Here is a 26,027-nt window from a genome sequence, read left to right on the forward strand (position 1 = left end):
GCGGTGAGTGGATAGCTCTCCTGGAGAAGGGCGTCCCGTAGAGCCGGCCCGGCGCGGCGCTGTCGCGACATGGCTAAGCGCCGCCAGGCTTGATCCCGCCCCCGCTGTCGAACGACCGGCGGGCCGAATTCGTCGGCACCCTGGCCACGCTTGCCCGTGCGCTCGGCTTCACCTTGGAACCCGCCGTCGCGCGCGGGCCGTTGCCCACCGTCTTCCGGAAGTAGGCGGAACCCATCCGTTTGCGATCGCATCCAAGCGGCATCGATCACACGGATGGGGGATCATGTTCCGACTTTCCAGGCTCCTCCCGGCGGCCGTCGCTGGTCTGCTGGCCGTCGGGCTCGCCCCAGCCCACGCACAGGCACAGGCGCAGCCCGAAGCGCAGCAACCCGCCTACGCCCCGACCATGCTCGTCCTCGACGGGTCCGGCTCGATGAAACAGGCGGACGCCACCGGCACCAAGATGGACGCCGCGAAGAGCGCCCTCCGCCGGTTCATCGGGTCGGCTCCCGCGGAGGCTGAAGTGGGCCTCACCGTCTACGGCACCCGCACCGGCTCGTCCGACGCCGAGAAGGCCCAGGGCTGCCAGGACGTCCAGGTCCTCAGCCCCCCGAAGACCATCGACAAACCCGCCCTCACCGCGGCCGTCGACGGCATCCAGCCCAGCGGCTACACCCCGATCGGCACCGCCCTGCGCACCGCCGCCGCCGCGCTCCCGCAGACCGGTCCGCGCGCGATCGTCCTCGTCTCCGACGGCGAGGACACCTGCGCCCCGCCCGACCCGTGCGAGGTCGCCAGGGAACTGACCGCCCAGGGCGCCAAGGTCGTCGTGCACGCGGTCGGCTTCGACGTCGACGCCAAGTCCCGCGAGCAGCTCACCTGCATCGCCCAGGTCACCGGCGGCACCTACAGCGACGCGCCCGACGGCAAGACCCTGGAGCGCATCCTGCCGCGCGTCTCCGCCACCGCGCTGCGCACCTACGAGCCCGCGGGCACCCCGATCGCCGGCGCCGCGAGCTGGGACACCGCGCCGGTCGCCGCCTCCGGCCAGCACCTGGACACCCTCGGCCAGAAGGAAACCCGCTACTACGCGGTCGACGTCCCGCAGGGCGCCACCGCCTACTTCAGCGGCACGATCTCCTTCCCCCGCCTGCCCGGCGTCGACCGGCTCGACGACATCAACTCGCTCCAGCTGCGCGTCTACGGCGCGGGCGGCGAGGACTGCCACGCCTTCCTGTCCGAGCAGGCGACCATGTCCAGCGACGGCGTCGCCCTCACGATCGCCAAGGCCTGGGACGGCGCCACCGAGCCGAAGAAGGGCAGCGGCAGCACCGACAACTGCCGCGGCGGCGGGCGGTACTACTTCGCCTTGACCTGGGACCGCGTGTCGGCCGAGGTGCCCGAGCGGCTGCCGGTCGAACTGCTCGTCGGCGTCGAGCCCGCGGTCGCCGACGGTGGCCCCGAGGCAGTCCTGCCCACCACCGCGTTCACCGAACCCACCGGCGCCGGCACGCCCGTGGTCGGCGGCGGCTCGTTCAACGTCGCCGCCCCGCTGACGGGCAGCGGCCGCTACACCGACACTCTCCAGCGCGGCGAGTACGTGTTCTACCGCGTCAAGCTGGGCTGGGGCCAGGGCCTGGCCTACCGCGTCCACTTCGGACAGGCGGGCGGCAGCGGCGTCGACAACGTCTCGAACATCGCCACCACCGCCTACAACCCGTACCGCGCCGAGATCGACTCCGACACCACGGTCTTCACCGGCTCCGGCGGCGTGCTGCCGACCCAAGACGCGATCGCCACCGCGCCCGTGCGCTACCACAACCGCGAGGCCGACGACTCGACGGTGCGCACGCAGGCCGTCGCGGGCTGGTACTACATCGCGGTCAAACTGGGCGCGACCTTCGACGAGGGCGACAACGTCCCGGCCCCGGTCACGCTGGACCTCACGGTGGCAGGCACGCCGGAACCCGGCCCGGCCTACACCGGCCCGAGCGGGGGCGTCTTCGGCGACGACCAGCCCACCGAAACCGCTGAGGCCACGCCCCTCGCCGAGGCCACCGGCGAAGGCACGCCCGTCTGGCCGTTCTGGCTCGGCGGCGCGGCCGTCGTGGTCGTGGCCGCGATCATCGTGCTCGCCGTCCGCGGCCGCCGCACCTGACCGACGCACCACCAACGAGAGAGGCCCCCTCGCCACCAGGGCGAGGGGGCCTCTTCCACAGGAACCTCAGACGCGCTTGAACAGCAGCGCGCGCTTTACCTCCTGGATCGCCTTCGTCACCTGGATGCCACGCGGGCACGCGTCGGTGCAGTTGAAGGTCGTGCGGCAGCGCCACACGCCCTCGGCGTCGTTCAGGATGTCCAGCCGCTCCTCGGAGCCCTCGTCACGGCTGTCGAAGATGAACCGGTGGGCGTTGACGATCGCCGCCGGGCCGAAGTACGACCCGTCGTTCCAGTACACCGGGCACGACGAGGTGCACGCCGCGCACAGGATGCACTTGGTGGTGTCGTCGAACCGCTCGCGGTCCGCCGCCGACTGGATCCGCTCGCGCGTGGGCTCGTTGCCGTAGGTGATCAGGTACGGCTTCACCGCCCGGTACGCCTCGAAGAACGGCTCCATGTCGACGTAGAGGTCCTTCAGCGTCGGCAGGCCCTTGATGGGGGCCACGGTGACGGTGGTCTCCTTGCCGTCCTTCGCCAGCAGGTCCTTGACGAGCACCTTGCAGGCCAGCCGGTTGATGCCGTTGATCTGCATCGCGTCCGAACCGCAGATGCCGTGCGCGCACGACCGGCGGAACGACAGCGTGCCGTCCACGTAGTTCTTGATGTTGAACAGCAGGTTCAGCACCCGGTCGGTCGGCAGCGCCGGGACCTCGTAGGACTCCCAGTGCGGCGCGTCGTCGATCTCCGGGTTGAACCGCTGGATCTTCACCGTGATGGTGACCGAGCCCTCGGGCGCGGGAATGCCGTTCACGGTCTTCTGTTCGGCTACCGCGGTCATGTCAGTACTTCCGCTCCATCGGCTCGTACCGGGTGAAGGTCACCGGCTTGTAGTCCAGCCGGATGTCGGCCATGAACCCGTTGATGCCCAGCGGGGCGTCCGGGTCGGGCGTTTCCGGCAGCATCTTGTACGACATCGAGTGCCGCATGAAGTTGACGTCGTCGCGGTTCGGGTAGTCCTCGCGGGCGTGCCCGCCGCGGGACTCCTTGCGCGCCAGCGCCGCGTTGACCAGCGCCTCGGCCAGGTCGAGCAGGAAGCCCAGCTCGATCGCCTCGAGCAGGTCGGTGTTGTACCGCTTGCCCTTGTCCTGGATCGAGATCCGGCCGTAGCGCTCCTTGAGCCGCTGCACGTCGGTCAGCGCGGTCTTCAGCGTGTCCTCGGTGCGGTACACGGCCGCGTTGGTGTCCATGGTCTGCTGCAGCTCGGTGCGGATGTCCGCGACCCGCTCGCCACCGTGCGCGGTGCGCAGGTGGTCGACCATGCCCTCGACCATCTTGGCCGGGTTCTCCGGCAGCTCGACGAAGTCGTGGTTGTTGGCGTACTCGGCGGCGGCGATGCCGGCGCGGCGGCCGAACACGTTGATGTCCAGCAGCGAGTTGGTGCCCAGCCGGTTCGCGCCGTGCACCGACACGCACGCGACCTCGCCGGCGGCGTAGGCGCCGGGCAGGACGGTGTCGTTGTCGAGCAGGGCCTCGCCGTGCACGTTCGTCGGAATGCCGCCCATCGCGTAGTGCGCGGTCGGGTACACCGGCACCGGCTCCTTCACCGGGTCCACACCCAGGTAGGTGCGGGCGAACTCGGTGATGTCCGGCAGCTTCGTCTCCAGGACCTCGGCGCCCAGGTGCGTGCAGTCGAGGAGCACGTAGTCCTTGTGCGGGCCGGCGCCGCGGCCTTCGAGGACCTCCAGGACCATCGACCGGGCGACGATGTCGCGCGGCGCGAGGTCCTTGATGGTGGGGGCGTAGCGCTCCATGAACCGCTCACCCGAGGCGTTGCGCAGGATCGCGCCCTCACCGCGGGCGCCCTCCGTGAGCAGGATGCCGAGGCCGGCCAGGCCGGTCGGGTGGAACTGGTAGAACTCGATGTCCTCCAGCGGCAGGCCCTTGCGGTAGTAGATGCCCATGCCGTCGCCGGTGAGGGTGTGCGCGTTCGACGTGGTCTTGAAGACCTTGCCGAAGCCACCGGTGGCGAACACGACCGCCTTCGCCTGGAAGACGTGGATCTCGCCGGTCGCGAGCTCGTAGGCGACCGCGCCGGTGGCGACGGGCCCGTTCTCGGTCTCGGTCGTGATCATGTCGAGCACGTAGAACTCGTTGAAGAACTCGATCCCGTGCTTGACGCAGTTCTGGTACAGCGTCTGCAGGATCATGTGACCGGTGCGGTCGGCCGCGTAGCAGGCCCGGCGCACCGCGGCCTTGCCGTGGTCACGGGTGTGCCCGCCGAACCGGCGCTGGTCGATCTTGCCTTCCGGCGTCCGGTTGAACGGCAGGCCCATCTTCTCCAGGTCGAGCACGGCGTCGATGGCCTCCTTGGCCATGATCTCCGCCGCGTCCTGGTCGGTCAGGTAGTCGCCGCCCTTGACCGTGTCGAAGGTGTGCCACTCCCAGTTGTCCTCCTCGACGTTGGCCAGCGCGGCGCACATGCCGCCCTGAGCCGCGCCGGTGTGGGAGCGGGTCGGGTAGAGCTTGGTGAGGACCGCGGTGCGGGCCCGCTGGCCCGCCTCGATGGCGGCGCGCATCCCGGCGCCACCGGCGCCCACGATCACCACGTCGTACTTGTGGAACTGCATGTCCGCTTCTTCCTCGGGTGGTGGTGGGTCAGCTGCCGGCCATGTCGGGGTCGAAGGTGAAGATCACCAGGGTGCCCACGAACAGGATGATGACCATCGACACGTAGAGCACGATCTTCAGCCAGAAGCGCGTGCTGTCCTTGCGTGCGTAGTCGTCGATGACCGTCCGGAGGCCGTTGCCGCCGTGCAGCTGGGCCAGCCACAGCATCGCCAGGTCCCAGAACTGCCAGAACGGCGAGGACCAGCGGCCTGCGACGAAGCCCCAGTTGATCCGGTGCACGCCGCCGTCGAGGATGTTCATGATGAACAGGTGGCCGAGCACCAGTACGACCAGCGCGAGGCCGGAGATCCGCATGAACAGCCAGCTGTAGAGCTCGAAGTTGCTGCGGCGGGCGGCGGGGCGCCGCGGCGAGCGCGGCTTGTCGAGTGCGAGGGTCTCGGTTGCCATCTCTCGCTCAGCCTCCGAACATTTCCGACACCGTGCGCCACATCATCGCGATGGCACCGGGGATCATGACGAGCACCCAGATGACGGCGACCGTCCACAGCATGTGCTTCTGGTACTTGGTGCCCTTCGACCAGAAGTCGACCAGCATGACCCGGATGCCGTTCAGCGCGTGGAACAGCACGGCGCCGACCAGGCCGACCTCCATGAGGTTGACCAGCGGGGTCTTGTAGGTCTCGATGACCTCGTTGTACGTGTCGGGGGAAACCCGGACCAGCGCGGTGTCGAGGACGTGGACGAACAGGAAGAAGAAGGTGAGCACGCCCGTGATCCGGTGCAGGACCCAGGACCACATGCCCGGGTCGCCCCGGTAGAAGGTCCCGCTCCGGCGTGAGGCACCCGCCCGATCGCTCGCCTCCGCCGCCGTCTGGTCGGCGGCGGTGCTCGCCGTGGTGGACATCGGTGTACGGCCTCCAACGTCGTGGTTGGACTGTGCCCGGCTGACCTGCGAATCCACCGGGCCGCGGGAGCGTCCACCTGGGACTTCGCAGGCGCCCCGGCGGGGTGTTCAAGGCCATCGAGCTTGGATAAAGGGGATGCTAGACCTGCTCGCCATACCGCACTCAACCTGTGGTTGGTGTGTGTGATCGACCAGACACCCTCTGCGTGTCGCAGGTCTCATCCCCGTTAGCACGTCGCCCAAACTTCGCGAAGTGAGGTGAATCTCGCTCACTCGGTCGGGTGGGCGTGACTCAATGTGATTGAACTGTCGCCGTGCCGGAGAACAAGCAAACATTTAGGTTACGTGCTGTGGCTCTGGCATGGCCATTTGCTCACAGGCGGGTACCGTTCGCCCGTCGAGCCCGGCAATGAGCCGGGTCGTTCTCGGGTCCGCTGGAACACCAGCGGGGAGGGAGAGACAGGGTGCGTAAGACGCGTGCCACCACACTGGCTGCCACCGCCATGGCGGCGGCGCTCGCGCTGGCGGGGTGTGCGAAGGACTCCGGCACCAGCGGGAGCAGCAACAACGACAACGCCGCGGCCGGTTCCTGCGTCACGGCACAGGCGCCGGCGGCCACCGCGGCGTCGACGACTTCGAGCGCCGCGGGCGAGCGGGTCGACGCCAGCAAGCTGCGGGTCGCGCTCGCGTTCGACATCGGGGGCCGTGGTGACGCGTCGTTCAACGACGCCGCCGCCGCGGGCGTGGACAAGGCCAAGGCCGACATGGGCGTCACCGACGTCCGGGAGAGCACCGCGTCGCCGACCGAGGACGAGGCCGCCAAGGAGCAGCGCCTGACCCAGCTGGCCGCGGACGGCTACAGCCCGATCCTGGCGATCGGCTTCGCCTACGCCAGCGCCGTGCAGGCCGTCGCGCCGAAGTTCCCGAACACCCAGTTCGCCATCGTGGACGACGACTCGGTGACCGCGCCGAACGTCACCCCGCTGGTGTTCTCCGAGGAGCAGGGCTCCTTCCTGGTGGGCGTCGCGGCGGTCTACAAGAGCAAGAACTGCCACGTCGGCTTCGTCGGCGGCGTGAACACCCCGCTGATCCAGAAGTTCGAGGCCGGCTTCATCGCGGGCGCGAAGGCCGCGTCGAACAAGGTGCAGATCACCAGCGACTACCTGACCCCGGCCGGTGACAACACCGGTTTCCAGGACCCGGCGAAGGGCAACATCAAGGCCGCCGCCGAGTTCTCCGCCGGCGCCGACGTGGTCTACCAGGCCGCCGGCGCCTCCGGCAAGGGCGTCTTCCAGGCCGCGAGCGCGGCCAAGGGCCTCGCCATCGGTGTCGACTCCGACCAGTACAACCAGTCGACCGTCGCCGAGTACAAGGACGTCATCATGACCTCCATGCTCAAGCGGGTCGACGTGGCCGTGTACGACTACATCCGGGCGCTGGCGAGCAACACGCTGAGCTCGCTGCCCAAGCGGTTCGACCTGTCGGTGGACGGCGTCGGCTACTCCACCTCCGGTGGCAAGGTCGACGACATCAAGCCGCAGCTCGAGGGTTACAAGCAGGCGATCATCTCGGGCAGCATCAGCGTCCCGACCACGCCGCAGAAGTAGATCTTTTCCAGCCGCGTCCGGGGCTCGGGAGGGTGATCCCTTCCCGGGCCCCGTGCGCCGTTTCCGGGGGTCTCATGACCAACTCTCCACCGGCCGTCGAGCTGCGCGGCATCACGAAGCGCTTTCCCGGCGTGGTCGCCAACTCCGACGTCAACCTGACGGTGGCGTCGGGCGAGGTCCACGCCATCTGCGGCGAGAACGGGGCCGGCAAGTCCACCCTGATGAAGATCCTCTACGGCATGCAGCCGCCGGACGAGGGCACCATCGCGATCAACGGCGAGCAGATCCGGCTGCGCAACCCGCAGGACGCGATCCGCGCCGGCATCGGCATGGTGCACCAGCACTTCATGCTCGCCGACAACCTGACCGTGCGGGAGAACGTCCTGCTCGGCGCGGAGAACCTGCACGGCATCGGCCGCGCGGCGCGCGCGAAGCTGGCCGAGCTGGAGAAGCAGGTCGGGCTGTCCGCGCCGCTGGACGCGCTGGTCGAGACGCTGGGCGTCGCCGACCGGCAGCGCGTGGAGATCATGAAGGTGCTCTACCGCGGCGCGCGGATCGTCATCCTCGACGAGCCGACCGCGGTGCTCGTGCCGCAGGAGGTCGACGCGCTGTTCGAGACGGTGCGCGGCATGCAGGCGCAGGGCTTCACCTTCATCTTCATCTCGCACAAGCTCGACGAGGTCCGCGCGATCGCCGACACGGTCACCGTGATCCGGCGCGGCACCACCGTCGGCACCGCCGACCCGAAGAAGATCTCTTCGCGCGAGCTGGCGGAGATGATGGTCGGGTCCGAGCTGCCCAGCCCGGAGACCCGCGAGTCGACGGTCACCGACCGGGACGTGCTGCGCGTGTCCGGCTTGCGGCTGACCGTCGAAGGCTCCGAGCGCGCGGTGCTCGACGACATCACCTTCACCGTGCACGCGGGCGAGGTGCTCGGCATCGCCGGTGTCGAGGGCAACGGCCAGACCGAACTGGTCGAGACGATCATGGGCATGCGCAAGGCCAGCGGCGGGTCGATCGAGCTGGTCGACGCCGACGGCACGGCACGCGACCTGACCGGGCTCGGCACGCTCGCCCGGCGGGAGGCCGGCATCGGCTACGTGCCCGAGGACCGCACCCGGCACGGCCTGCTGCTGACGCAACCGTTGTGGGCCAACCGGATCCTCGGCTACCAGACCCGGCGGCCGGTCTCCAAGGGCCAGCTGCTCGACATCCCCGGCGCCCGCAAGGACACCGAGCGGATCGTCGCCGAGTACGACGTCCGCACGCCCGGCATCGAGGTGCCCGCGGCGGCCCTGTCCGGCGGCAACCAGCAGAAGCTGGTGGTCGGCCGCGAGCTGTCCGGCAACCCGGTGCTGCTGATCGCCTCGCACCCGACCCGCGGCGTCGACGTCGGCGCGCAGGCGCTGATCTGGGAGCAGATCCGCCAGGCCCGGCACGACGGCCTCGCGGTGCTGCTGATCTCGGCCGACCTCGACGAGCTGATCGGCCTGTCCGACACCATCCGCGTCATGCTGCGCGGACGTCTGGTGAGCGAGGCCGACCCGGCCACCGTCACACCTCAGGAACTGGGCTCTGCCATGACCGGAGCGGAGGAAGCCGCGTGACCTCCTGGCGCACCAAGGTGCTGCCGCCCCTGCTGGCGATCGTCTTCTCGGTGCTGATCTGCTCGATCGCACTGCTGATCTCCGGAGCCGATCCGCTGCAGGCCTACGGCACCATGATCGGTCAGCTGTTCAAGGGCACCACCGCCGTGGACACGGTGAACCTGGCGACGGTCTACTACCTGTCCGGGCTCGCGGTGGCCATCGGCTTTCAGATGAACCTGTTCAACATCGGTGTCGAGGGCCAGTACCGCTTCGCGGCCGTCGTCGCCGCGATCGTCGGCGGGGCGTTCGTGCTGCCGCCGGTGATCCACGTCGTCTTCATCATCGGAGTCGCGGCGCTGGCCGGCGCGATCTACGCGGCGGTGCCGGCGATCCTCAAGGTGACCCGCGGCGTCAGCGAGGTCATCTCGACGATCATGCTCAACGCGATCGTCGGCGGCATCGTGGCGTTCCTGATCAACCCTGACCAGTTCGGCGTGCTGACCGGGAACAACCTCAAGACCGAGGAGATCGCCCCGTCCGGCCGGGTGCCGAACATCCCGATCGGCGGCGGCGAGCTGTTCGGGTTCGTGATCATCGCCGCGGTCATCGGGTTCGCCTACTGGTTCATGCTCAACCGCACCCGGTTCGGCTTTGAGCTGCGGGCCAGCGGCGAGTCGACCACGGCGGCGGCCGCGGGTGGCGTCAACGCGAAGAAGATGACGTTGATCGCGATGCTGCTGTCCGGCGCGGTGGCCGGCCTGGTCGCCGTCCCCGAGCTGGTCGGCCGCGACTTCACCTACGCCATCACCTCCACCCAGGGCTACGGCTTCACCGGCATCGCGGTCGCGCTGCTGGGCCGCAACCACCCCGGCGGCATCGCGCTCGGCGCGCTGCTGTGGGCGTTCCTGGACAAGTCGGCGGTGTCGCTGGAACAGGTCGACGTGCCGAAGGAGATCGCGACGATCATGCAGGGCGCGATCGTGCTGTCGGTCGTCGTGGCGTACGAGATCGTGAAGCGGGCCGACCTGGCCGCCGCGCAGCGCCGCGTCGGCCGCGCGCTGTCGGGCGGGCGTCCCGCTTCGGTGAGTGAAGGGGGTGCGGTGTGAGTCTCGCGACGGAAACCGCGGCGCCGCTGACCGTGCCGCCCGCTCCGCGCAAGCGCCGGATCCCCGGCTGGGCGCGGGGGATCATCTGGGCGATCGGGATCGTCGCGGTGCTGTCCACCGCGTCGTACCTGACCGGGGTCAACACGCTGACCTCGACGAACACCGCGCAGACCGCGCTGCGGCTCGCGCTGCCGATCCTGCTGTGCGCGCTCGGCGGTCTGTGGTCCGAGCGCGGCGGCGTGGTCAACATCGGGCTCGAGGGCATGATGATCCTCGGCACCTGGGGTGCGGCGTGGGGCGCCTACTACGGCGGCCCGTGGGCCGGCCTCGGCGCGGCGATCGTGTTCGGCGCGCTCGGCGGCCTGCTGCACGCGATCGCGACGGTGACGTTCAACGTCAACCACATCGTCTCCGGTGTCGCGATCAACCTGCTCGGGCTCGGCGTCGCCAAGTACCTGGCGACGCTGATCTTCGAGCCGTTGTCCGGCAACCCGCGGCAGTCGCCGACGGTGCCGACGTTCGACACCTACTCGGCGACGTTCCTGTCGAACTGGCTCACCGACCTGGAGGACCAGCAGCGGGTGTTCATCTCGGACGCGGCCGGCCTGCTCAACGGGCTCGTCACCGGGGTGGCGCCGCTGACGATGATCGCGATCCTGCTGGTGCCGGTGAGCTACCTGGTGCTGTGGCGGACGCGGCTCGGGCTGCGGCTGCGGTCGTGCGGGGAGAACCCGGTGGCGGCCGAGTCGCTGGGCATCAACGTGTACGCGCACAAGTACCTGGGCGTGCTGGTCTCCGGTGGCCTGGCCGGTATGGGCGGCGCGTCGCTGGTGCTGCTGCAGGGCGGCGGCGGTTACCTGGAGAACCAGACGAACGGCCGCGGGTACATCGGTCTGGCCGCGATGATCTTCGGCAACTGGCGGCCGGGTGGCCTGCTCGGCGGCGCGGCGCTGTTCGGGTACGCGGACGGTCTGCAGCTCTCCGGCGGTGGCCGGGCGGTGCTCGCGCTGCTGTACGGCGTGGTGCTGCTGCTGTTCGTGATCGTCGTGGTGCAGCTGATCCGCCGCCAGTGGATCGCGGCCGCGCTCGGCGTGGTCGGCGCCGGTGTCCTGTACTGGATCTACTGGTCGAACGACACGCTGCCGAGCGAGCTGACCCCGTACACCGCGCACGTGGTGACGTTGATCGTGCTGGCGGTGGCGTCGCAACGGCTGCGGCCGCCGAAGGCCGGCGGTGCCCGGTACCGGCGTGGCGAGGGGGACTAGTGAGCGAGATCGACTGGGAGGCGTTGCGCGCTCAAGCCGTCGAGGCGGCGAAGAGCGCGTACGCGCCCTACTCGGGCCTGCACGTCGGCGTGGCCGGGCTCGTGGACGACGGCCGGGTGGTCGTCGGCTGCAACGTGGAAAACGCTTCCTACGGGCTCGGGTTGTGCGCGGAGTGCACCATGGCCGGGCAGTTGCGGTTGAGCGGCGGTGGTCGCCTGGTGGCGGTGGCGTGCCGGTCCGGCAGCGGTGATCTGCTGATGCCGTGCGGCCGGTGCAGGCAGATCCTGTTCGAGCTGGGCGGCGGTTCGTGCCTGGTGGACACCCCGTCCGGGGTCCTGCCGATGACCTCGGTGCTGCCGGACGCGTTCGGTCCCGCGGACCTGCCGTGAAAGCGTTTGCGGCGGTCGACGTCATCCGGGCCAAGCGGGACGGCGGCGCGCTGAGCGACGAGCAGATCCGCTGGGTCGTGGACGCCTACACGCGTGGCGAGGTGGCCGAGGAGCAGATGGCCGCGCTGGCGATGGCGGTGTTCCTGCGCGGGATGGACGCGCGGGAGACGGCGACCTGGACCGGCGCGATGATCGACTCGGGAACCCGGCTGTCGCTGCGCGTGGACCGGCCGACGGTGGACAAGCACTCGACCGGCGGGGTCGGCGACAAGATCACCTTGCCGCTGGCCCCGCTGGTCGCCACGTGCGGCGCGGCGGTGCCCCAGCTCTCCGGCCGCGGCCTCGGCCACACCGGCGGGACGCTGGACAAGCTGGAGTCGATCCCCGGCTGGCGGGCCGCGCTGTCGGTCGACGAGATCACGGCGCAACTGAACTCGGTAGGCGCGGTGATCTGCGCGGCGACCTCCGGGTTGGCCCCGGCGGACCGGAAGCTGTACGCGCTGCGGGACGTGACGGGCACGGTCGAGTCGGTGCCGTTGATCGCCAGCTCGATCATGAGCAAGAAGATCGCGGAGGGCTCGGCAGGCCTGGTCCTGGACGTGAAGACGGGGTCCGGGGCGTTCATGAAGTCGCGTGAGCAGGCGCTGGAGCTGGCCAGGACGCTGGTCGAGATCGGCTCGGCGCACGGCGTGGCGACGACCGCTTTGCTGACGGACATGAACACGCCGCTCGGGTCCGCCGTGGGGAACGCGGTGGAGGTCGCCGAGGCCGTCGAGGTGCTGCAGGGCGGCGGACCGGCGGACGTGGTCGAGCTGACCGTGGCCCTGGCGCGGGAGATGCTGGCGCTCGCGGACATCTCGGTGGACCCGGCTCGGGTGCTGGCCTCGGGCGAGGCGTACGAGACGTGGTGCCGGATGATCACGGCTCAGGGTGGTGATCCTGCTGCGCCGTTGCCGCAACCGGGGCACGTCACGGTGTTCGCTGCGCCGTCGTCGGGTTATCTGTCCGCTTTGGACGCGTACGCCGTCGGGGTGGCTGCCTGGCGGCTGGGTGCCGGCCGGGCGCGCAAGGAGGACCCGGTGCAGCACGCGGCCGGCGTCGTGTGCCTGGCCAAGCCCGGTGATCGGGTGGTGGCGGGGGAGCCGTTGCTGGAGCTGCACACCGACACTCCGGATGCGGTGCCGGCCGCACTGGAGGCGTTGAGCGAGGCTGTCCAGATCACTGACACACCCCCGGAACCGGGCAACCTGATCCTGCACCGCACCGACTGAGCGGCGCGAAGCCAGGGCTTTGAACAAAACCCGAGCCGGGTGGTCATCCCGTCGCCTGACACGCAACGATCACCTTGAGCCAGGGCCGCAACCCAGGCCGCCAACCGGCGGCCGACCATGCCAACCTTGCGGCCCTGGCTCAAGGTGATATGCACAAACCGGAAGGCGACGGGATGACCACCCAGCGGCCCACTGCATGAGGTGGGACGAGGCACCCAACCCCTGGTCATCCCGGAGCCTGCCCGTCCGGCGAGGACTCTTTTGATCTTTAAAGCCGCGCCTTCGCCCGGCGGGGAGTCCGCCCTGCGGGCGGAAAAAGCGCCTCACGGCGCCGGACGGTCACCTTTCGACCACCCCCGCCCCCTCTCCTTGAGTGTGTTTCAGTCGCCGAGCAGCCGTGTCAAGGCGGGAAAGCGTGCCTTGACACGGCTGGTCGGCGACTAAAGATCGGCTGTGGATCGGGGGCGGGGGAGGTCTGGTTGGGGTAGTCGGCTTGCTTTCGTTGCCGGCTTTCGGTTCGAACACCCCCAGAGCCGCCTCAGGTCTCCGCGGCTGCGTGGCCCAGGTCCACGATGCAGAACACGTTTCCCTCGGGGTCGGCCAGCACCACGAAGTCCGGGTCCTCCGGATACAGATCCCAGTCCACCTGCACCGCCCCCAAGCCAACCAACCGGGCCACCTCGGCGGCCTGCTCGTCCGCCGACTCCACGAACAGGTCCAGGTGGATCCGCGGGTGGCGCTGCACCGGGGTCTCGCTGCGCATCAGCCCCAGCACCGGACCATCGTCGTCGCTGAGGGTGCGCCAGTTCGGGTTCTCCCACTCGCTCGTCACGCGCAGGCCGAGCGCCTCCGTCCAGAACGCCTCCGCCCGAGCGAGGTCGTCGACACCGAGCACCGGGATTCCCAACCGCAACATGCCCCGAGCCTAGACACGGAAAAGGCCCCGGGCATGGCACGCCCGGGGCCGATCCACGAGAACTCAGGCTTCGGTGTCGTCGCCCTCGGACTTGGGCTTCACGTCGGCGTTCTTCGGCGCCCGGCCGTTGCGGGCCCGGCGCGGCTGGCGCTGCGCGGGCGGCGGCGGGGCGATCTGCGGCACCGACGGGCCGCCACCCAGCATCAGCTCCGCGAACGTCGCCATCGCCTCGTCGAGCTGGCCGCCGATGCGCCGCTCCGACTCCTCGTTGCTGCGGCGCACCAGGGAACCCACCGACTCGGTGTCCGGGCGGCTGGACAGCGTGCCCTCGACCCGCGAGAAGCCGCTCTTGACCGCGCCGCCGAGGTCGCCGAACTGCGCGGCCACACCCTCGTCGACCTTGTCGATCCGGCCGGCCAGGTCGTCCAGGCGCCCGGTGATCTGCTCCAGCCGGGCGGACAGCGCTTCCAGCCGCTCCGTCGGGTCCAGCATCTCGCCGGTCTCGTCGATCGCGCCGCGCAGGGCCTGCGTGGCCGCCTCGACGCGCTCGCGGTGCTGGTTGTCCGCCTCGTCCACGCGGCCGCGCAGGTCGGACAGGCCGTTCTCGACGCGCTCACGCAGCTCGCCGACGCCGTTGTCCACCCGCTCGCGCAGCTCGCTCATGCCCGAGTCGACCCGGTCGCGCAGGATGGACTCGGCCATCTCGATGCGCTCCTTCACCGGCCCGTGCACGGCCTGCGGCAGCGCGTCGAGCTTCGCGTCCTGCTTGTCCAGGTGCCCGTTCAGGTCGTCGAGGCGGCGGTGGATGTTCTCCAGCTTGTCCTCGAGCCCGTCCATCCGGCCCGCGACACCCTCGAAGCGGGCGGCCACACCGTCGAGACGGCCGTCGAGCTGGGCGAACGGCTTCGCCAGCTTGTCGACGATGCTCTCCACCGCGCGCGCCAGGTCCGCCAGCGCGTTGTCCTGCGCCTCCAGGCGCGACATGGCCTCGTCCAGGCGCTCGGCGAGCACGCCGACCTCGGTGCGGTCGGGCAGCTCCGACAGCCGCTTGCGCACGGCGCCCAGCGAGTCGACCGGAGCGAGCCGCGCGTAGATGTCGTCGAGCGCGTCGAAGATCTGCTGCTGCTCGCTCTCGCGGACTTCGGCCGCGCGCACCAGCATGTTGCGCATCCGGTCGAAGGACGGAGCTCCAATGTGGTTATCAGTGGTCACTTCGGTGTCCTTCGTCGGCGGGGAAAGAGGGACGTGGGCGAAGCTTAACCATTGCGGAATTGCTCTGGGTATCGCCCCCGTAAAGGCGGGAACGTCGTGGTCACCCCGACCGGCCGAATGCGAGCCGCCGGGCGGCGGTCTGAAGCTTGAGTGGAGGCTGAGAGTCGCGACCGCGCGCGTCCATGTAGGTGACCGCCGCGGGGGTACCGTCGGAGCATGTCCGACAACGCCACCAGAGCGCCCCTGACCATGGAAAACATCCGGCGGGCGCCCAAGGTACTGCTCCATGATCACCTCGACGGAGGACTCCGTCCTGCGACCGTGATCGAACTGGCCGACGCCCTCGGGTACCGCGATCTGCCCACGACGGACGTGGCCGAGCTGAGCCGCTGGTTCCGCGACGCCGCCGACTCCGGCTCCCTGGAGTCCTACCTGGAGACCTTCGCCCACACCTGCGGCGTGATGCAGACCGAGGAAGCGCTGGTCAGGGTGGCCGCGGAGTGCGTGGAGGACCTCGCCGACGACGGCGTCGTCTACGCCGAGGTGCGCTACGCGCCGGAGTTGTTCGTCGAGCGCGGCCTGTCGCTGGACGCGGTCGTCGAGGCCGTCCAGGCGGGGTTTGCGGAGGGTGAGCGTCGAGCCGCTCAGCAGGGAAAAGTCATCCGAATGGGTACTTTGCTGTGTGCGATGCGTCAGCACGCCCGGGCGGCTGAGATCGCCGAGATCGCGGTGCGTTACCGGGACTCCGGAGTGGCCGGGTTCGACATCGCGGGACCCGAGGCCGGATTCCCGCCCACCCGCAACCTCGACGCATTCGAATATCTGCGCACCAATAACGCGCATTTCACCATTCACGCCGGTGAGGCGTTCGGACTCGCTTCCATTTGGGAGGCGATTCAGCATTGTGGCGCCGAACGACTCGGGCACGGTGTGCGGATCGTGGACGACATCAAACGCGATCCGGACGGCACGGTCCACCTCGGCCGGCTGGCGAGCTACGTCCGCGACCGCCGCATCCCGCTGGAGATCTGCCCGTCCTCCAACGTGCAGACCGGCGCCGCCGCGTCGATCGCCGACCATCCGATCGGGTTACTCGCGGACTTGCGCTTCCGGGTGACCGTCAACACCGACAACCGGCTCATGAGCGGCTGCTCGATGTCGAGCGAGTTCGCCGCACTCGCCGACGCGTTCGGCTACGGGTGGTCCGACTTCCAGTGGTTCACGATCAACGCGATGAAGTCGGCGTTCCTCGATTTCGATCAACGGCTCGACCTGATCAACAACGTGATCAAACCGGGCTACGCCGAGTTGGTCTGAAAGCTCTTGTGATCGTTAGCGTCGGCAAGTAAAGTCCAAGATGTAAGAACAAGTTCTCACATCTTGGGATGGTCGCGATGAGCCGGGCAGCGGGGCTGGACACGAGGAGTAGGCGCCGGTGGGGCATCCTCGCGCTCGGCCTCGCGGCCCAGACCGCGAGCTGCTCGTTCCTCTACGGCATCCCGTTCCTGGTGCCGGAGATGCGCGCGGCCGGGCTGACGCTCGCGGAGGCGGGCACGATCGTCGCCGCGCCCAGCATCGGCCTGCTGTTCACGCTGATCGCCTGGGGCGCGGCGGCCGACCGCTACGGCGAGCGCCTGGTCATGGCGATCGGTCTCGGCACGTCGTCGGCGCTGCTGCTGGTCACCTCGCTGGTGACGCCGTCGACCGGGGTGCTGTTCGCGTTGTTCCTGCTCGCCGGGGCGCTGACCGCGTCGGTCAACGCGGCCAGCGGGCGCGCGGTGATGGGCTGGTTCGGCCCGGACGAGCGGGGCACCGCGATGGGGGTGCGGCAGACCGCGCAGCCGCTCGGCGTCGGCGTGGCCGCGTTGGCCCTGCCGCCGCTGGCGCGGCACTGGGGCTTCCAGTCCGCGGTGCTGTTCCCGGCGGTGTTCGGGCTGGTGGTCGCCGCGCTGGTGGCGTGGCTGGTGATCGACCCGCCGCGGCCGGAGAAGAAGCCGGACGCGCCGAAGCCGGCGTCGCCGTACCGGACGCCGACGCTGTGGCGGCTGCACGGGGCGAGCGCGCTGCTGGTGGTGCCGCAGTTCGCGGTGTCCGCGTTCGCGCCGGTGTACCTGGTGTCGGCGCACGGCTGGAGCGCGCTGGCGGCGGGGTGGTTCCTGGCGGCGGTGCAGGTACTGGGCGCGGTCGGCCGTCTGGTGTCGGGGTACTGGTCGGACCGGGTGGGCAGCCGCTTGCGCCCGATGCGGCAGCTGGCGGTGGCGAGCGCGGCCGTCATGCTGCTGGTCGCCGTCGGCGACGTGAGCTGGATGTGGGTGGTGTTGTTCGCGCTGGTCCTGGCCGCGGTGATCACGGTGGCGGACAACGGGCTCGGGTTCACCGCGTCGGCGGAGCTGGCCGGGATCGACTGGGCGGGGCGCGCGATGGGAACCCAGAACACGGCGCAGAACATCGCGGCGTCCCTCACGCCACCCCTGCTGGGCCTGGTGATCGGCGACTCCCGCTACGCGCTGGCGTTCTGCGTCGCCGCGGTGTTCCCGGTGCTGGCGATCGGCCTCACGCCGGTCCGAGCCGAGACTCGGTCGTCGTGATCGCCTGGCGGAGCGCGGCCCGCGCGGCGGTCAGTTCCGCGGCGCGGGCGTCCAGCTCGGTGAGCCGGGCGCGCAGGGTGTCGAGGACGCCGGGGCAGGCGTCCAGCGTGCCGTCCGGGTGGGCGCAGTCGATGATGCGGCGGATCTCCCGGGTGGGCAGGCCGACGGTGAGCAGTTCGCGGATCTGCCGGACGCGCTCGACCGCGCCGGGGTCGTACTCGCGGTACCCGTTGTCGCGGCGCTGAGCGGTCAGCAACCCCACGCGCTCGTAGTACCGCAGGAGCCGCTCGGTCGTCCCGGTGCGCCTGGCGAGCTCACCGATCAGCATCACTTGACCTTCCCACCATGTCAGGGATCAACACTGCCGGGAGTACCACGATTCCCGGAGGAAGACCTTGATCATCGACGCCCACAGCCACGTCCACAATCCGGTCGAGAAGCACCTCGCCCTGCTCGACGAAGCCGGTGTCGACAAAGCGATCTTGTTCGCGACCCGTCCGCACCCCGAACGCGCGACGACGCTGGACGAGCTGAAGGGGGAGATGGCCGTCCTGTCGCAGAGCCTGGCCGGCAGCGGCGAAGGCCTGGCCGCGGCCCTGTGCGAACTCGACGACGCGGTCGCCGCGCACCCGGACCGGTTCGTCGGTTTCGGCTCGGTGGACCTGACGCGGCCCGGGGCGGAGGTGGCGGCCGCGGTCGAGGAGGCAGGCCGGAAGTGGCGCGGCATCGGCGAGCTGACCCCGCCGCCCGGCGGCGCCCATCTGCTCGAACCGGTGCTGCGCGCGGCCGGCGACCTGCCGGTGGTGGTCCACGGCGCAGCCCCGACCACCGCCGCCGACCTGGCGACCATCGGCGCGCTCGCTCGGAAGTACCCGCGGACGCCGCTGGTGATCAGCCAGCTCGGCGGCCGGCATTGGACCGACGCGATCGAGCTCGTCCGCGAGACGCCGAACCTCTGGCTCGAGCTGTCGACGGCGAGCCTGGTGTTCTCCGTGCGGCTGGCGATCGCGGAGGTGCCGGACCGGACGCTGTTCGGCTCGGACGCGCCCTACGGCGACCCGGCGCTGGCCCGCGCGCTGGTCGAGCGCGTCACGCCGTCGAAAACAGTGCGCGCCGCGGTCCTCGGTGGGAACGCGGCGCGCCTGCTCGGTCCGTGACGGGTCAGTGCACCCGCAGCCGGTTCTCGAAGGCCTCCACCAGCTTGCGCCACTCGCTCTGCTCGGTGTCGAACGGCGCGCTCGGCGCGAGCCGGCCCGGGTCCGGCTTCAGCACGAACGACACCAGCCACCCCAGGCTCTCCGAAGTGGACAGTGCGGCGGCCACCGTGTCGTCGCCCGCCCAGTCCGCGGCGTCGGTGAGCAGCTCGACCGCCAGGTCCAGCTGCGTCGGGTCGATCGCGTCCGGGCCTTCGGCCAGGTCCTCGTCCAGGCCGGCCAGCACGTAGGTGTTCTCGGTGTCGACCTCGACCTCCAGCTCACCCGCGGTGGCCTTGGCGAGCACCTCGTCCCAAGTGGACACCTCGGCCAGGTCGGAGTCGGCGAACGCGGCGGAGTCGGCCAGCGCCCGCGCGAGCGCCTTCTCCGACTTGAACACGTCGATCCGGCCGTCGCTGCCCAGGAAGATCGGCTCGTCGTCCAGGTAGCACCGCAGCGAGTAGTACTCGTCGCCGGCGGTGATGATCTTGATCGGGTCGATGCCGACCTCGCCCCAGAAACCGACCGGGACGTCCTCTTCTTCCTCGTCGTCGGCGTCGGTGCTCTCGACCGTGTCGAGGTCCTCGTCGGCCTGCTCGGACTCGACCTCGGCCTCGGCCGACTCCTCCAGGAAGGTGGCCAGCTCCTCGGCGGTCTGCTCGAGCACACCGGCGTCCACGTCCGGCACCTTGACCAGGCCGTCGATCGCGTCGAGCACGGTGTCCCACTTCTCGGACACGGCCTCGGACAGGTCGTTCCACAGGCGCTCGCCCTCGCGGCCGGTGAACGGCAGCCTGCCCTGCTCCAGCAGCGAGAAGCCCTCGGTGGCGTCCAGCACCTCGTGGACCTCGTCGAGCTCGCACACGTCGGCCAGCGAGCGCACGATGCCGACGATCTCGGCCAGCTCGCTGATCGTCCACGAGTCCGGGTCCTCGGCGACCAGCTCGGGCACGCCGACCAGGTCGTAGGAGTGGTCGTCGTCGGGGATCAGCTCCGGCACGTTCAGCGCCGGGACCGCGTTCCACGCCGGGTGGTCGATCAGGTCGTGCTGCTCGGCGGTGCGGACGAACGCGGCCAGGTGCGCGGCGTCGGGGAAGGCGTACAGATCCTCCTCGTCACCGAGGAAGGCCTCCCACTCCTCGCCGTCCTCCCGCCAGCGCGGGGCCCAGAGGGTCACCAGGTCCCCCTGCGGCAGCCCGAGTTCGATCGGGACGATGTCCTGTGCCATGAAAGCCCTCCGGATTACACCTGTGTGTGGGAAGCCTACGGCTTGACGGGACCGGCCGCGATGGGCCCCATCTGCTCTCCGGCCGCGGGTGGCACGATGGTACCCACGATGAGCCTCTCAGACCTCCTACCAGCGGATCCCGATCCCGACACGCTGTTCGAGACGTTTTCGGCCTGGACGGCCGAACGCGGACTCGAGCTGTACCCGGCGCAGGAAGAGGCGCTGATCGAGGTCGTCTCCGGCGCCAACCTGATCCTGTCCACCCCGACCGGCTCGGGAAAGAGCCTGGTCGCGGTGGGTGCGCACTTCACCGCGATGGCCCACGGCCTGCGCAGCTACTACACCGCGCCCATCAAGGCGCTGGTCTCGGAGAAGTTCTTCCAGCTCATCGAGATCTTCGGCGCCGACAACGTCGGGATGATGACCGGCGACTCCGCCGTGAACCCGGATGCCCCGATCATCTGCTGCACGGCGGAAATCCTCGCGAACATCGCGTTGCGGTTCGGTGCCGACGCCCCGGTCGGCCAGGTCGTGGCCGACGAGTTCCACTTCTACAGCGAGCCGGACCGCGGCTGGGCGTGGCAGGTGCCGCTGCTGGAGCTGCCGAACGCGCAGTTCGTGCTGATGTCGGCCACTCTCGGTGACGTCACCTTCTTCGAGAAGGACCTGACCCGCCGCACCGGGCGCACCACCGCGGTGGTCACGTCGGCGCAGCGGCCGGTGCCGCTGACCTACCGGTACGCGCTCACCCCGCTGCACGAGACGATGACCGAACTGCTCACCGGCGGGCAGGCCCCGGTCTACGTCGTGCACTTCTCGCAGGCCGCCGCGATCGAGCGGGCGCAGGCCCTGATGAGCATCAACGTCACCACCCGCGCCGAGAAGGACGCGCTCGCCGAGGCCATCGGGGACTTCCGGTTCTCCGCCGGGTTCGGCAAGACGCTGTCGCGGCTGGTGCGGCACGGCATCGGCGTGCACCACGCCGGCATGCTGCCCAAGTACCGGCGGCTGGTCGAGCAGCTCGCGCAGGCCGGGCTGCTGAAGGTGATCTGCGGGACGGACACGCTCGGCGTCGGCATCAACGTGCCGATCCGCACGGTGGTGTTCTCGGCGCTGACCAAGTACGACGGGGTGCGCCAGCGGCACCTCAAGGCACGCGAGTTCCACCAGATCGCCGGGCGCGCGGGCCGGGCCGGGTACGACACCGACGGGTACGTGGTCGTGCAGGCGCCGGACCACGTGATCGAGAACGCGAAGGCGCTGCAGAAGGCGGGAGACGACCCGAAGAAGAAGCGCAAGATCGTCCGCAAGAGCGCGCCCGAGGGGTTCGTCAACTGGACGGAGAGCACGTTCGAGCGGCTGATCTCGTCGCCGCCCGAGCCGCTGACGTCGAGTTTCCAGGTGAGCCACGCGATGCTGCTGAACGTGATCTCGCGGCCGGGCAACGCGTTCGAGCACATGCGGCACCTGCTGGAGGACAACCACGAGGACCGGCCGTCGCAGCGCAAGCACATCCGCCGGGCGATCGCGATCTACCGCGCGCTGGTGGCCGCGGGCGTCGTCGAGCGGTTGTCCGAACCGGATTCGACGGGCCGGATCGTGCGGCTGACGATGGACCTGCAGCTCGACTTCGCCCTGAACCAGCCGCTGTCGCCGTTCGCGCTGGCCGCGATCGAGCTGCTGGACACCGAGTCGCCGACGTACGCGCTGGACGTGGTGTCGGTGATCGAGTCCACAGTGGAGAACCCGCGGCCGGTGCTGTCGCAGCAGCAGTTCAAGGCGCGCGGCGAGGCGGTCGCGGCGTTGAAGGCGGAGGGCGTCGAGTACGAGGAGCGGATGGCGCTGCTCGACGAGGTGACGTACCCGAAGCCGCTGGAGGAGCTGCTGGAGGCGGCGTACGAGACGTACCGGCGCGGGCACCCGTGGGTCGCCGACTACGAGCTGAAGCCGAAGTCGGTCGTGCGGGACATGTACGAGCGGGCGATGAACTTCGTCGAGTACATCAACTTCTATTCGCTCGCGCGGTCGGAGGGCCTGGTGCTGCGGTACCTGGCGGACACCTACGACGCGCTGCGGCGCACGGTGCCGGACGAGGCGAAGACCGAGCCGCTGGAGGACCTGATCGCGTGGCTCGGCGAGATGGTGCGCCAGGTCGACTCGAGCCTGCTGGACGAGTGGGAGGCGCTGCGGCACCCGGGGGAGGAGCCGGTGCCCGCGGAGCGCCTGCCGGAGAAGCCGCCGCCGGTCACGGGCAACGAGCGGGCGTTCCGGGTGCTGGTGCGCAACCAGATGTTCCGGCGCGTCGAGTTGGCCGCCCGGCGGTCGTACGCGGAGCTGGGGGAGCTGGACGCGGCGTCCGGCTGGAACGACATCGAGTGGGAAGCCGCGCTCGAGGCCTACTACGAGCAGCACGACCGGATCGAAACCGGGGCGGACGCGCGCGGCCCGGCGATGCTGATCATCGAGAAGGAGCCCGAGGTCTGGCGGGTGAGGCAGATCTTCGACGACCCCGCGGGCGACCACGACTGGGGCATCAGCGCCGAGGTGGACCTGGCAGCCTCCGACGAGGCCGGCGCAGCGGTGGTCCGCGTGACGGCGGTGGACCAACTCGGAGGCTGAGGCCCCTCGCGGCTGACGTGGACCGGCGCGGCTGGCGGTGCTGTCCCGCGCGCGGTTGGGGGTGGTGTCCGGCGTGCGGCTGGGGTGTCCAGCGCGTGGATGGTGGTGCTGTCCGGCGTGCGGCGGAGGTGTTGCCGCCGCGCGGCCGGGATGTGCGGCGCGTGGCTGGCGGTCTTGCCCAGCTTGCTGCGGAGCTACCCGGACTTCCATCCGGGGCGCTACCGCCGGTAGGTCCGGTGGCTCCTGGCCGCGGTAGGCCGCGGCCAGGAGCCATTCCTCAACGCCGGTGCCGGGGGCCGGTGTCGGGCGGGCCGGGCTCGGGGGCGGCGGTTTCCGGGTAGCGCGGCAGGCCGGCGAAAGTGCCCTGCTGCTGCGGGACCGCGGGCTGTTGCGGCGGCGGGTCCTGGTCGGTCTGCGGGAACGGCTCCGGGTTGCGGCGGTACAGCGCCGGCGTCGGGGCCGTGGGCGCGACGTCCATCGGCGAGGCGACCTGCGCCTCCGCGGCGGCGTACGCGGGCTGCCGCCCGGGCGCGTAGGGCTGCGCCGGGGACGGGATCTCGGGGGCGGGCTGCGCCCCGGACGGCGTGTCCGTGCTCGCCCACGCCTGTGCCGCCGAGGGCATCTCCCCGGAGGCGGGTGATTGGCCTGCGGGCTGGACGTCCGCGGAGCCGTAGGCCGGCCGGGTCCCATCCGCGGCCGCGTAGCCGGACGGCACCGGCCTGCTCTCGCCGGAGGCCATCTCGCCCGAGGCGTAGCTGGGCTGCGCCTCGGCGGGCATCTCCCCAGAGGTGACGGCCGCCGGCCTGCTGTCACCGGAGGCGTAGCCGGGCTGTGCTCCGGAGGGCATCTCGCCGGAGGCGAACGCCGCTGACCTGCTGTCGCCGGAGGCGTAGCCGGATTGCGCCGCGGCGGGCATCTCGCCGGAGGCGAACGCCGTCGACCTGCTGTCGCCAGAGGCGTAACCGGATTGCGCTCCGGAGGGCATCTCGCCGGAGGCGAACGCCGTCGACCTGCCATCGGCGGAGTGCGCCGCGGCGGGCATCTCCCCGGAGGCGAACGCCGCCGACCTGCCATCGCCGGTCTGCGCCGCGGCGGGCATCTCCCCGGAGGCGTAGCTGGACTGAGCCGCGGCGGGCATGTCACCGGAGGCGAACATCGCCGACCTGCCATCGCCGTACTGAGCCCCGCCGGGCATCTCGGCGGAACCGTAAGCCGCTCCCGCCGAGCTGTGCGCCGGCTGGCTCTCCGCGGAATACGGCGAGGACATGTACGACGGCATCGGCACGTCGGCCGGCGTCTTGCTCACCGGCCGGCGCGGGTCGGGCATCGGCGCGGCTGCCTCCGGCCGCTGACCCGCCGCGTCCATCGCGACCGCCGGTGGGCGCTCGACCTGCGGGTTCTGCCCGGGCAGGATGTCCATCGGCGACCCACCGCGCGGCGCGGGCGCCTGGTGACGTCCCTGGGCCACCTCGTCCTCGCCGGAGTAGCCGGCCAGCGGGTTCTTGGCGTTGCGCTTCGGCCCGCGGCGGGCCAGCCCCACGAGGCCGAACAGTCCCAGCAACCCCAGCAGCCCCCACAGCCCCTGCGGCATGTTCCTGAGCTGCTCCTGCGCGAGCACGGTTTCGGCCGGCGCGGCGTTCGCCACCGCCGGGCCGAACGGCAGGAGGACGCACACCGCGGCGGCGACCGTCCCGAGGCGGGCCCTGTCAGGCATTACGGCTCACTCCCCTGGTTGTCGTGACGCCACGATGTACCCGCCCCACCCGGGTCCAGACCAGACACCGACCTAGTGGGTGACCTGCACCACCTGCGCGAGTGACTTCTCTTGCGACGCCGGAATCGTCGGACTCCGCGTGTAATCTGCGGCCATGGGGCTTCGCGCACGTGTGGTTTCCTGGGTGGGCCGCCGTTACCTCGCCAGAGCGCAGAAAAAGGGCTTCGACCTCTCGGTCCTGCCTGATTCCGCGCTCATGCCGTTGCGCCGTGACGGCCTGGACCCCGTGCCCGAACTGGGCGCCACCAGGGCGGAGGCGCCGGTCAGCAAGTTGCCGCTGCCCTTCGGCATCACCGCGTGGCTGGTCACCGGGTACGGCGAGGCGAAGGAAGTGCTCGCCGCCACGGACAAGTTCAGCAACGACTACACCAACCTCGTCGGCAAGGCGGGGCTTTCCGCCGAGCAGAACCCCGGCGGGCTCGGGTTCGCGGACCCGCCGGACCACACGCGCCTGCGCAAGATGCTGACGCCGGAGTTCACGATGCGGCGGCTGAACCGCCTCACGCCGCGCATCGACGAGATCATCGCCGAGCAGCTGGACGCGATGGAGAAGGACGGCGGCACCGTCGACCTGATGCAGTCGTTCGCGCTGCCGATCCCGTCGCTGACGATCTGCGAACTGCTCGGCGTCTCCTATGAGGACCGTGACGACTTCCAGCGGCTGAGCACGGTCCGGTTCGACCTGTTCGCCGGTGCGGGCGCCTCGTTCGGGGCGATCTCGGAGTCACTGTCCTATTTGCTCGAAATCGTGAAGAAGCAGCGCGTCGAGCCCGGTGACGGTCTGCTCGGCATGCTGGTCAAGGAGCACGGCGACAACATCTCCGACCAGGAGCTGGCCGGTCTCGCCGACGGTGTGCTGACCGGCGGCCTGGAGACGACGGCGAGCATGCTGGCGCTGGGCGCGATCGTGCTGCTGCGCGACCGGCGGGCGTTCGAACTGGTGCGCGACTCCGACGACGCCGCGCGTGATTTCGTCGAGGAGCTGTTGCGGTACCTGACGGTGGTGCAGGTGGCGTTCCCGCGGTTCGCGCGCGAGGACGTCACGGTCGGCGGGCAGGAGATCGCCAAGGGCGACATCGTGTTCGTGTCGCTGAGCGGGGCCAACCGGGACGCCGCCCTCGGCGACGGCATGGAGTCCTTCGACCCCGCCCGCCCGGCGACGCAGCACCTGGCCTTCGGCTGGGGCGCGCACCGGTGCATCGGGGCGGAGCTGGCGCGCATGGAGCTGCGTGCCGCGTACCCGGCGCTGGTGCGGCGCTTCCCGGACCTGCGGCTGGACGTCGAGCTGGAGCAGTTGAGCTACCGGCGGACGTCGATCGTCTACGGCGTGGACACGCTGCCGGTGCGGGTGAAGTAGCGGTCCTGCGAGGCAGATTCGCCGCCGCGAGTGGCGAACATGCCGGGGGAGCGCCAACTCGCTGCCCGGAGGGGCGAACACGGCCGGGATGGCCGACACGTGCGGCCCCCGCCGGCGGCTTGATCAGTGCCGGGAGCGAAGCCGGCCGTGACAACTGGGCGCCGTAGTCGGTGAAATCTCCGCGCGGAAGGGCAACACGCTGTCGGGAATGCCCACCACGG

General features: G+C 70.4%; 21 protein-coding genes. 12 read left to right on the plus strand and 9 right to left on the minus strand.

Features of this window, described 5'->3' with window-relative positions; genetic code table 11:
• The first annotated feature begins 283 nt into the window (after positions 1–283).
• The gene (locus tag AMY39116_RS0332525; protein ID WP_027936417.1) at positions 284–2,158 is read left to right on the plus strand and encodes a VWA domain-containing protein; all 1,875 of its coding nucleotides are present in this window, start codon (positions 284–286) and stop codon (positions 2,156–2,158) included.
• 66 nt (positions 2,159–2,224) lie between these two features.
• Here AMY39116_RS0332525 and AMY39116_RS0332530 read toward each other — a convergent pair whose 3' ends face one another.
• The 4 genes from AMY39116_RS0332530 to sdhC are packed head-to-tail and all read right to left on the minus strand — an operon-like array spanning position 2,225 to position 5,692.
• Positions 2,225–2,998, minus strand: a complete 774-nt coding sequence (locus tag AMY39116_RS0332530) for a succinate dehydrogenase iron-sulfur subunit (RefSeq protein WP_020421790.1) — start codon at positions 2,996–2,998, stop codon at positions 2,225–2,227.
• Between the two features lies 1 nt (position 2,999).
• Complete coding sequence (sdhA, locus tag AMY39116_RS0332535) at positions 3,000–4,787, minus strand: succinate dehydrogenase flavoprotein subunit (protein ID WP_020421791.1); 1,788 nt, start codon at positions 4,785–4,787, stop codon at positions 3,000–3,002.
• A 28-nt stretch (positions 4,788–4,815) separates the two neighbouring features.
• Positions 4,816–5,235 (minus strand): succinate dehydrogenase hydrophobic membrane anchor subunit, encoded by a 420-nt coding sequence (locus AMY39116_RS0332540; protein ID WP_020421792.1) that lies wholly within the window; start codon positions 5,233–5,235, stop codon positions 4,816–4,818.
• A gap of 7 nt (positions 5,236–5,242) precedes the next feature.
• Entirely contained in the window at positions 5,243–5,692 is a 450-nt protein-coding gene (sdhC, locus tag AMY39116_RS0332545; RefSeq protein WP_017986770.1) for a succinate dehydrogenase, cytochrome b556 subunit, read from the minus strand.
• 503 nt (positions 5,693–6,195) lie between these two features.
• Between sdhC and AMY39116_RS0332550 the strand changes: the two genes are divergently transcribed.
• From AMY39116_RS0332550 to AMY39116_RS0332575, 6 genes are all read left to right on the plus strand, one after another.
• Positions 6,196–7,299: a BMP family protein gene (locus AMY39116_RS0332550; protein WP_020421793.1), complete on the plus strand. Its 1,104-nt coding sequence runs from the start codon at positions 6,196–6,198 to the stop codon at positions 7,297–7,299.
• 74 nt (positions 7,300–7,373) lie between these two features.
• Positions 7,374–8,906 (plus strand): ABC transporter ATP-binding protein, encoded by a 1,533-nt coding sequence (locus AMY39116_RS0332555; protein WP_017986772.1) that lies wholly within the window; start codon positions 7,374–7,376, stop codon positions 8,904–8,906.
• Positions 8,903–9,994, plus strand: a complete 1,092-nt coding sequence (locus AMY39116_RS0332560) for an ABC transporter permease (protein ID WP_020421794.1) — start codon at positions 8,903–8,905, stop codon at positions 9,992–9,994. The genes AMY39116_RS0332555 and AMY39116_RS0332560 overlap by 4 nt, the downstream gene beginning before the upstream one ends.
• Positions 9,991–11,259 carry an ABC transporter permease gene (locus AMY39116_RS0332565; RefSeq protein ID WP_020421795.1) on the plus strand — a complete coding sequence of 423 codons (1,269 nt, stop codon included), beginning with the start codon at positions 9,991–9,993 and terminating at the stop codon, positions 11,257–11,259. Before AMY39116_RS0332560 ends, AMY39116_RS0332565 begins: the two co-directional genes overlap by 4 nt.
• On the plus strand, positions 11,259–11,648 hold the full coding sequence (locus AMY39116_RS0332570) for a cytidine deaminase (protein ID WP_020421796.1): 390 nt from the start codon (positions 11,259–11,261) through the stop codon (positions 11,646–11,648). Before AMY39116_RS0332565 ends, AMY39116_RS0332570 begins: the two co-directional genes overlap by 1 nt.
• Complete coding sequence (locus tag AMY39116_RS0332575) at positions 11,645–12,919, plus strand: thymidine phosphorylase (RefSeq protein WP_020421797.1); 1,275 nt, start codon at positions 11,645–11,647, stop codon at positions 12,917–12,919. Before AMY39116_RS0332570 ends, AMY39116_RS0332575 begins: the two co-directional genes overlap by 4 nt.
• A gap of 538 nt (positions 12,920–13,457) precedes the next feature.
• On the opposite strand, the gene AMY39116_RS0332580 is transcribed toward AMY39116_RS0332575, so the two are convergent.
• Positions 13,458–13,835, minus strand: coding sequence for a VOC family protein (locus AMY39116_RS0332580; protein ID WP_027936418.1), 378 nt, complete (start codon positions 13,833–13,835; stop codon positions 13,458–13,460).
• Positions 13,836–13,898: 63 nt separating this feature from the next.
• Positions 13,899–15,047 carry a hypothetical protein gene (locus AMY39116_RS0332585; RefSeq protein WP_027936419.1) on the minus strand — a complete coding sequence of 383 codons (1,149 nt, stop codon included), beginning with the start codon at positions 15,045–15,047 and terminating at the stop codon, positions 13,899–13,901.
• Positions 15,048–15,263: 216 nt separating this feature from the next.
• On the opposite strand from AMY39116_RS0332585, the gene AMY39116_RS0332590 reads away from it, so the two are divergent.
• Both AMY39116_RS0332590 and AMY39116_RS0332595 read left to right on the plus strand, forming a co-directional pair.
• Complete coding sequence (locus AMY39116_RS0332590; RefSeq protein WP_027936420.1) at positions 15,264–16,364, plus strand: adenosine deaminase; 1,101 nt, start codon at positions 15,264–15,266, stop codon at positions 16,362–16,364.
• Between the two features lie 77 nt (positions 16,365–16,441).
• The gene (locus AMY39116_RS0332595; protein ID WP_162146061.1) at positions 16,442–17,635 is read left to right on the plus strand and encodes an MFS transporter; all 1,194 of its coding nucleotides are present in this window, start codon (positions 16,442–16,444) and stop codon (positions 17,633–17,635) included.
• Here the strand turns inward: AMY39116_RS0332595 and AMY39116_RS0332600 are convergent.
• Positions 17,601–17,963, minus strand: coding sequence for a MerR family transcriptional regulator (locus tag AMY39116_RS0332600; protein WP_020421802.1), 363 nt, complete (start codon positions 17,961–17,963; stop codon positions 17,601–17,603). The two genes, AMY39116_RS0332595 and AMY39116_RS0332600, sit on opposite strands and share 35 nt — an antisense overlap.
• A gap of 67 nt (positions 17,964–18,030) precedes the next feature.
• Here AMY39116_RS0332600 and AMY39116_RS0332605 point away from each other — a divergent pair, with 67 nt between their 5' ends.
• Positions 18,031–18,792 carry an amidohydrolase family protein gene (locus AMY39116_RS0332605; RefSeq protein WP_020421803.1) on the plus strand — a complete coding sequence of 254 codons (762 nt, stop codon included), beginning with the start codon at positions 18,031–18,033 and terminating at the stop codon, positions 18,790–18,792.
• Positions 18,793–18,796: 4 nt separating this feature from the next.
• Here the strand turns inward: AMY39116_RS0332605 and AMY39116_RS0332610 are convergent, their stop codons facing one another.
• Positions 18,797–20,056 (minus strand): hypothetical protein, encoded by a 1,260-nt coding sequence (locus tag AMY39116_RS0332610; RefSeq protein WP_020421804.1) that lies wholly within the window; start codon positions 20,054–20,056, stop codon positions 18,797–18,799.
• A 108-nt stretch (positions 20,057–20,164) separates the two neighbouring features.
• Between AMY39116_RS0332610 and AMY39116_RS0332615 the strand changes: the two genes are divergently transcribed.
• On the plus strand, positions 20,165–22,675 hold the full coding sequence (locus AMY39116_RS0332615) for an RNA helicase (RefSeq protein WP_020421805.1): 2,511 nt from the start codon (positions 20,165–20,167) through the stop codon (positions 22,673–22,675).
• Positions 22,676–22,952: 277 nt separating this feature from the next.
• On the opposite strand, the gene AMY39116_RS0332620 is transcribed toward AMY39116_RS0332615, so the two are convergent.
• Complete coding sequence (locus AMY39116_RS0332620; protein ID WP_027936421.1) at positions 22,953–24,389, minus strand: hypothetical protein; 1,437 nt, start codon at positions 24,387–24,389, stop codon at positions 22,953–22,955.
• 154 nt (positions 24,390–24,543) lie between these two features.
• Between AMY39116_RS0332620 and AMY39116_RS0332625 the strand changes: the two genes are divergently transcribed.
• A complete protein-coding gene (locus AMY39116_RS0332625; protein WP_027936422.1) occupies positions 24,544–25,806 on the plus strand; it encodes a cytochrome P450 in 1,263 nt (420 codons plus the stop codon).
• Positions 25,807–26,027 lie beyond the last annotated feature (221 nt).

Source organism: Amycolatopsis sp. ATCC 39116 (assembly GCF_000231075.2).
Classification (GTDB): Bacteria; Actinomycetota; Actinomycetes; order Mycobacteriales; family Pseudonocardiaceae; genus Amycolatopsis_E; species Amycolatopsis_E tucumanensis.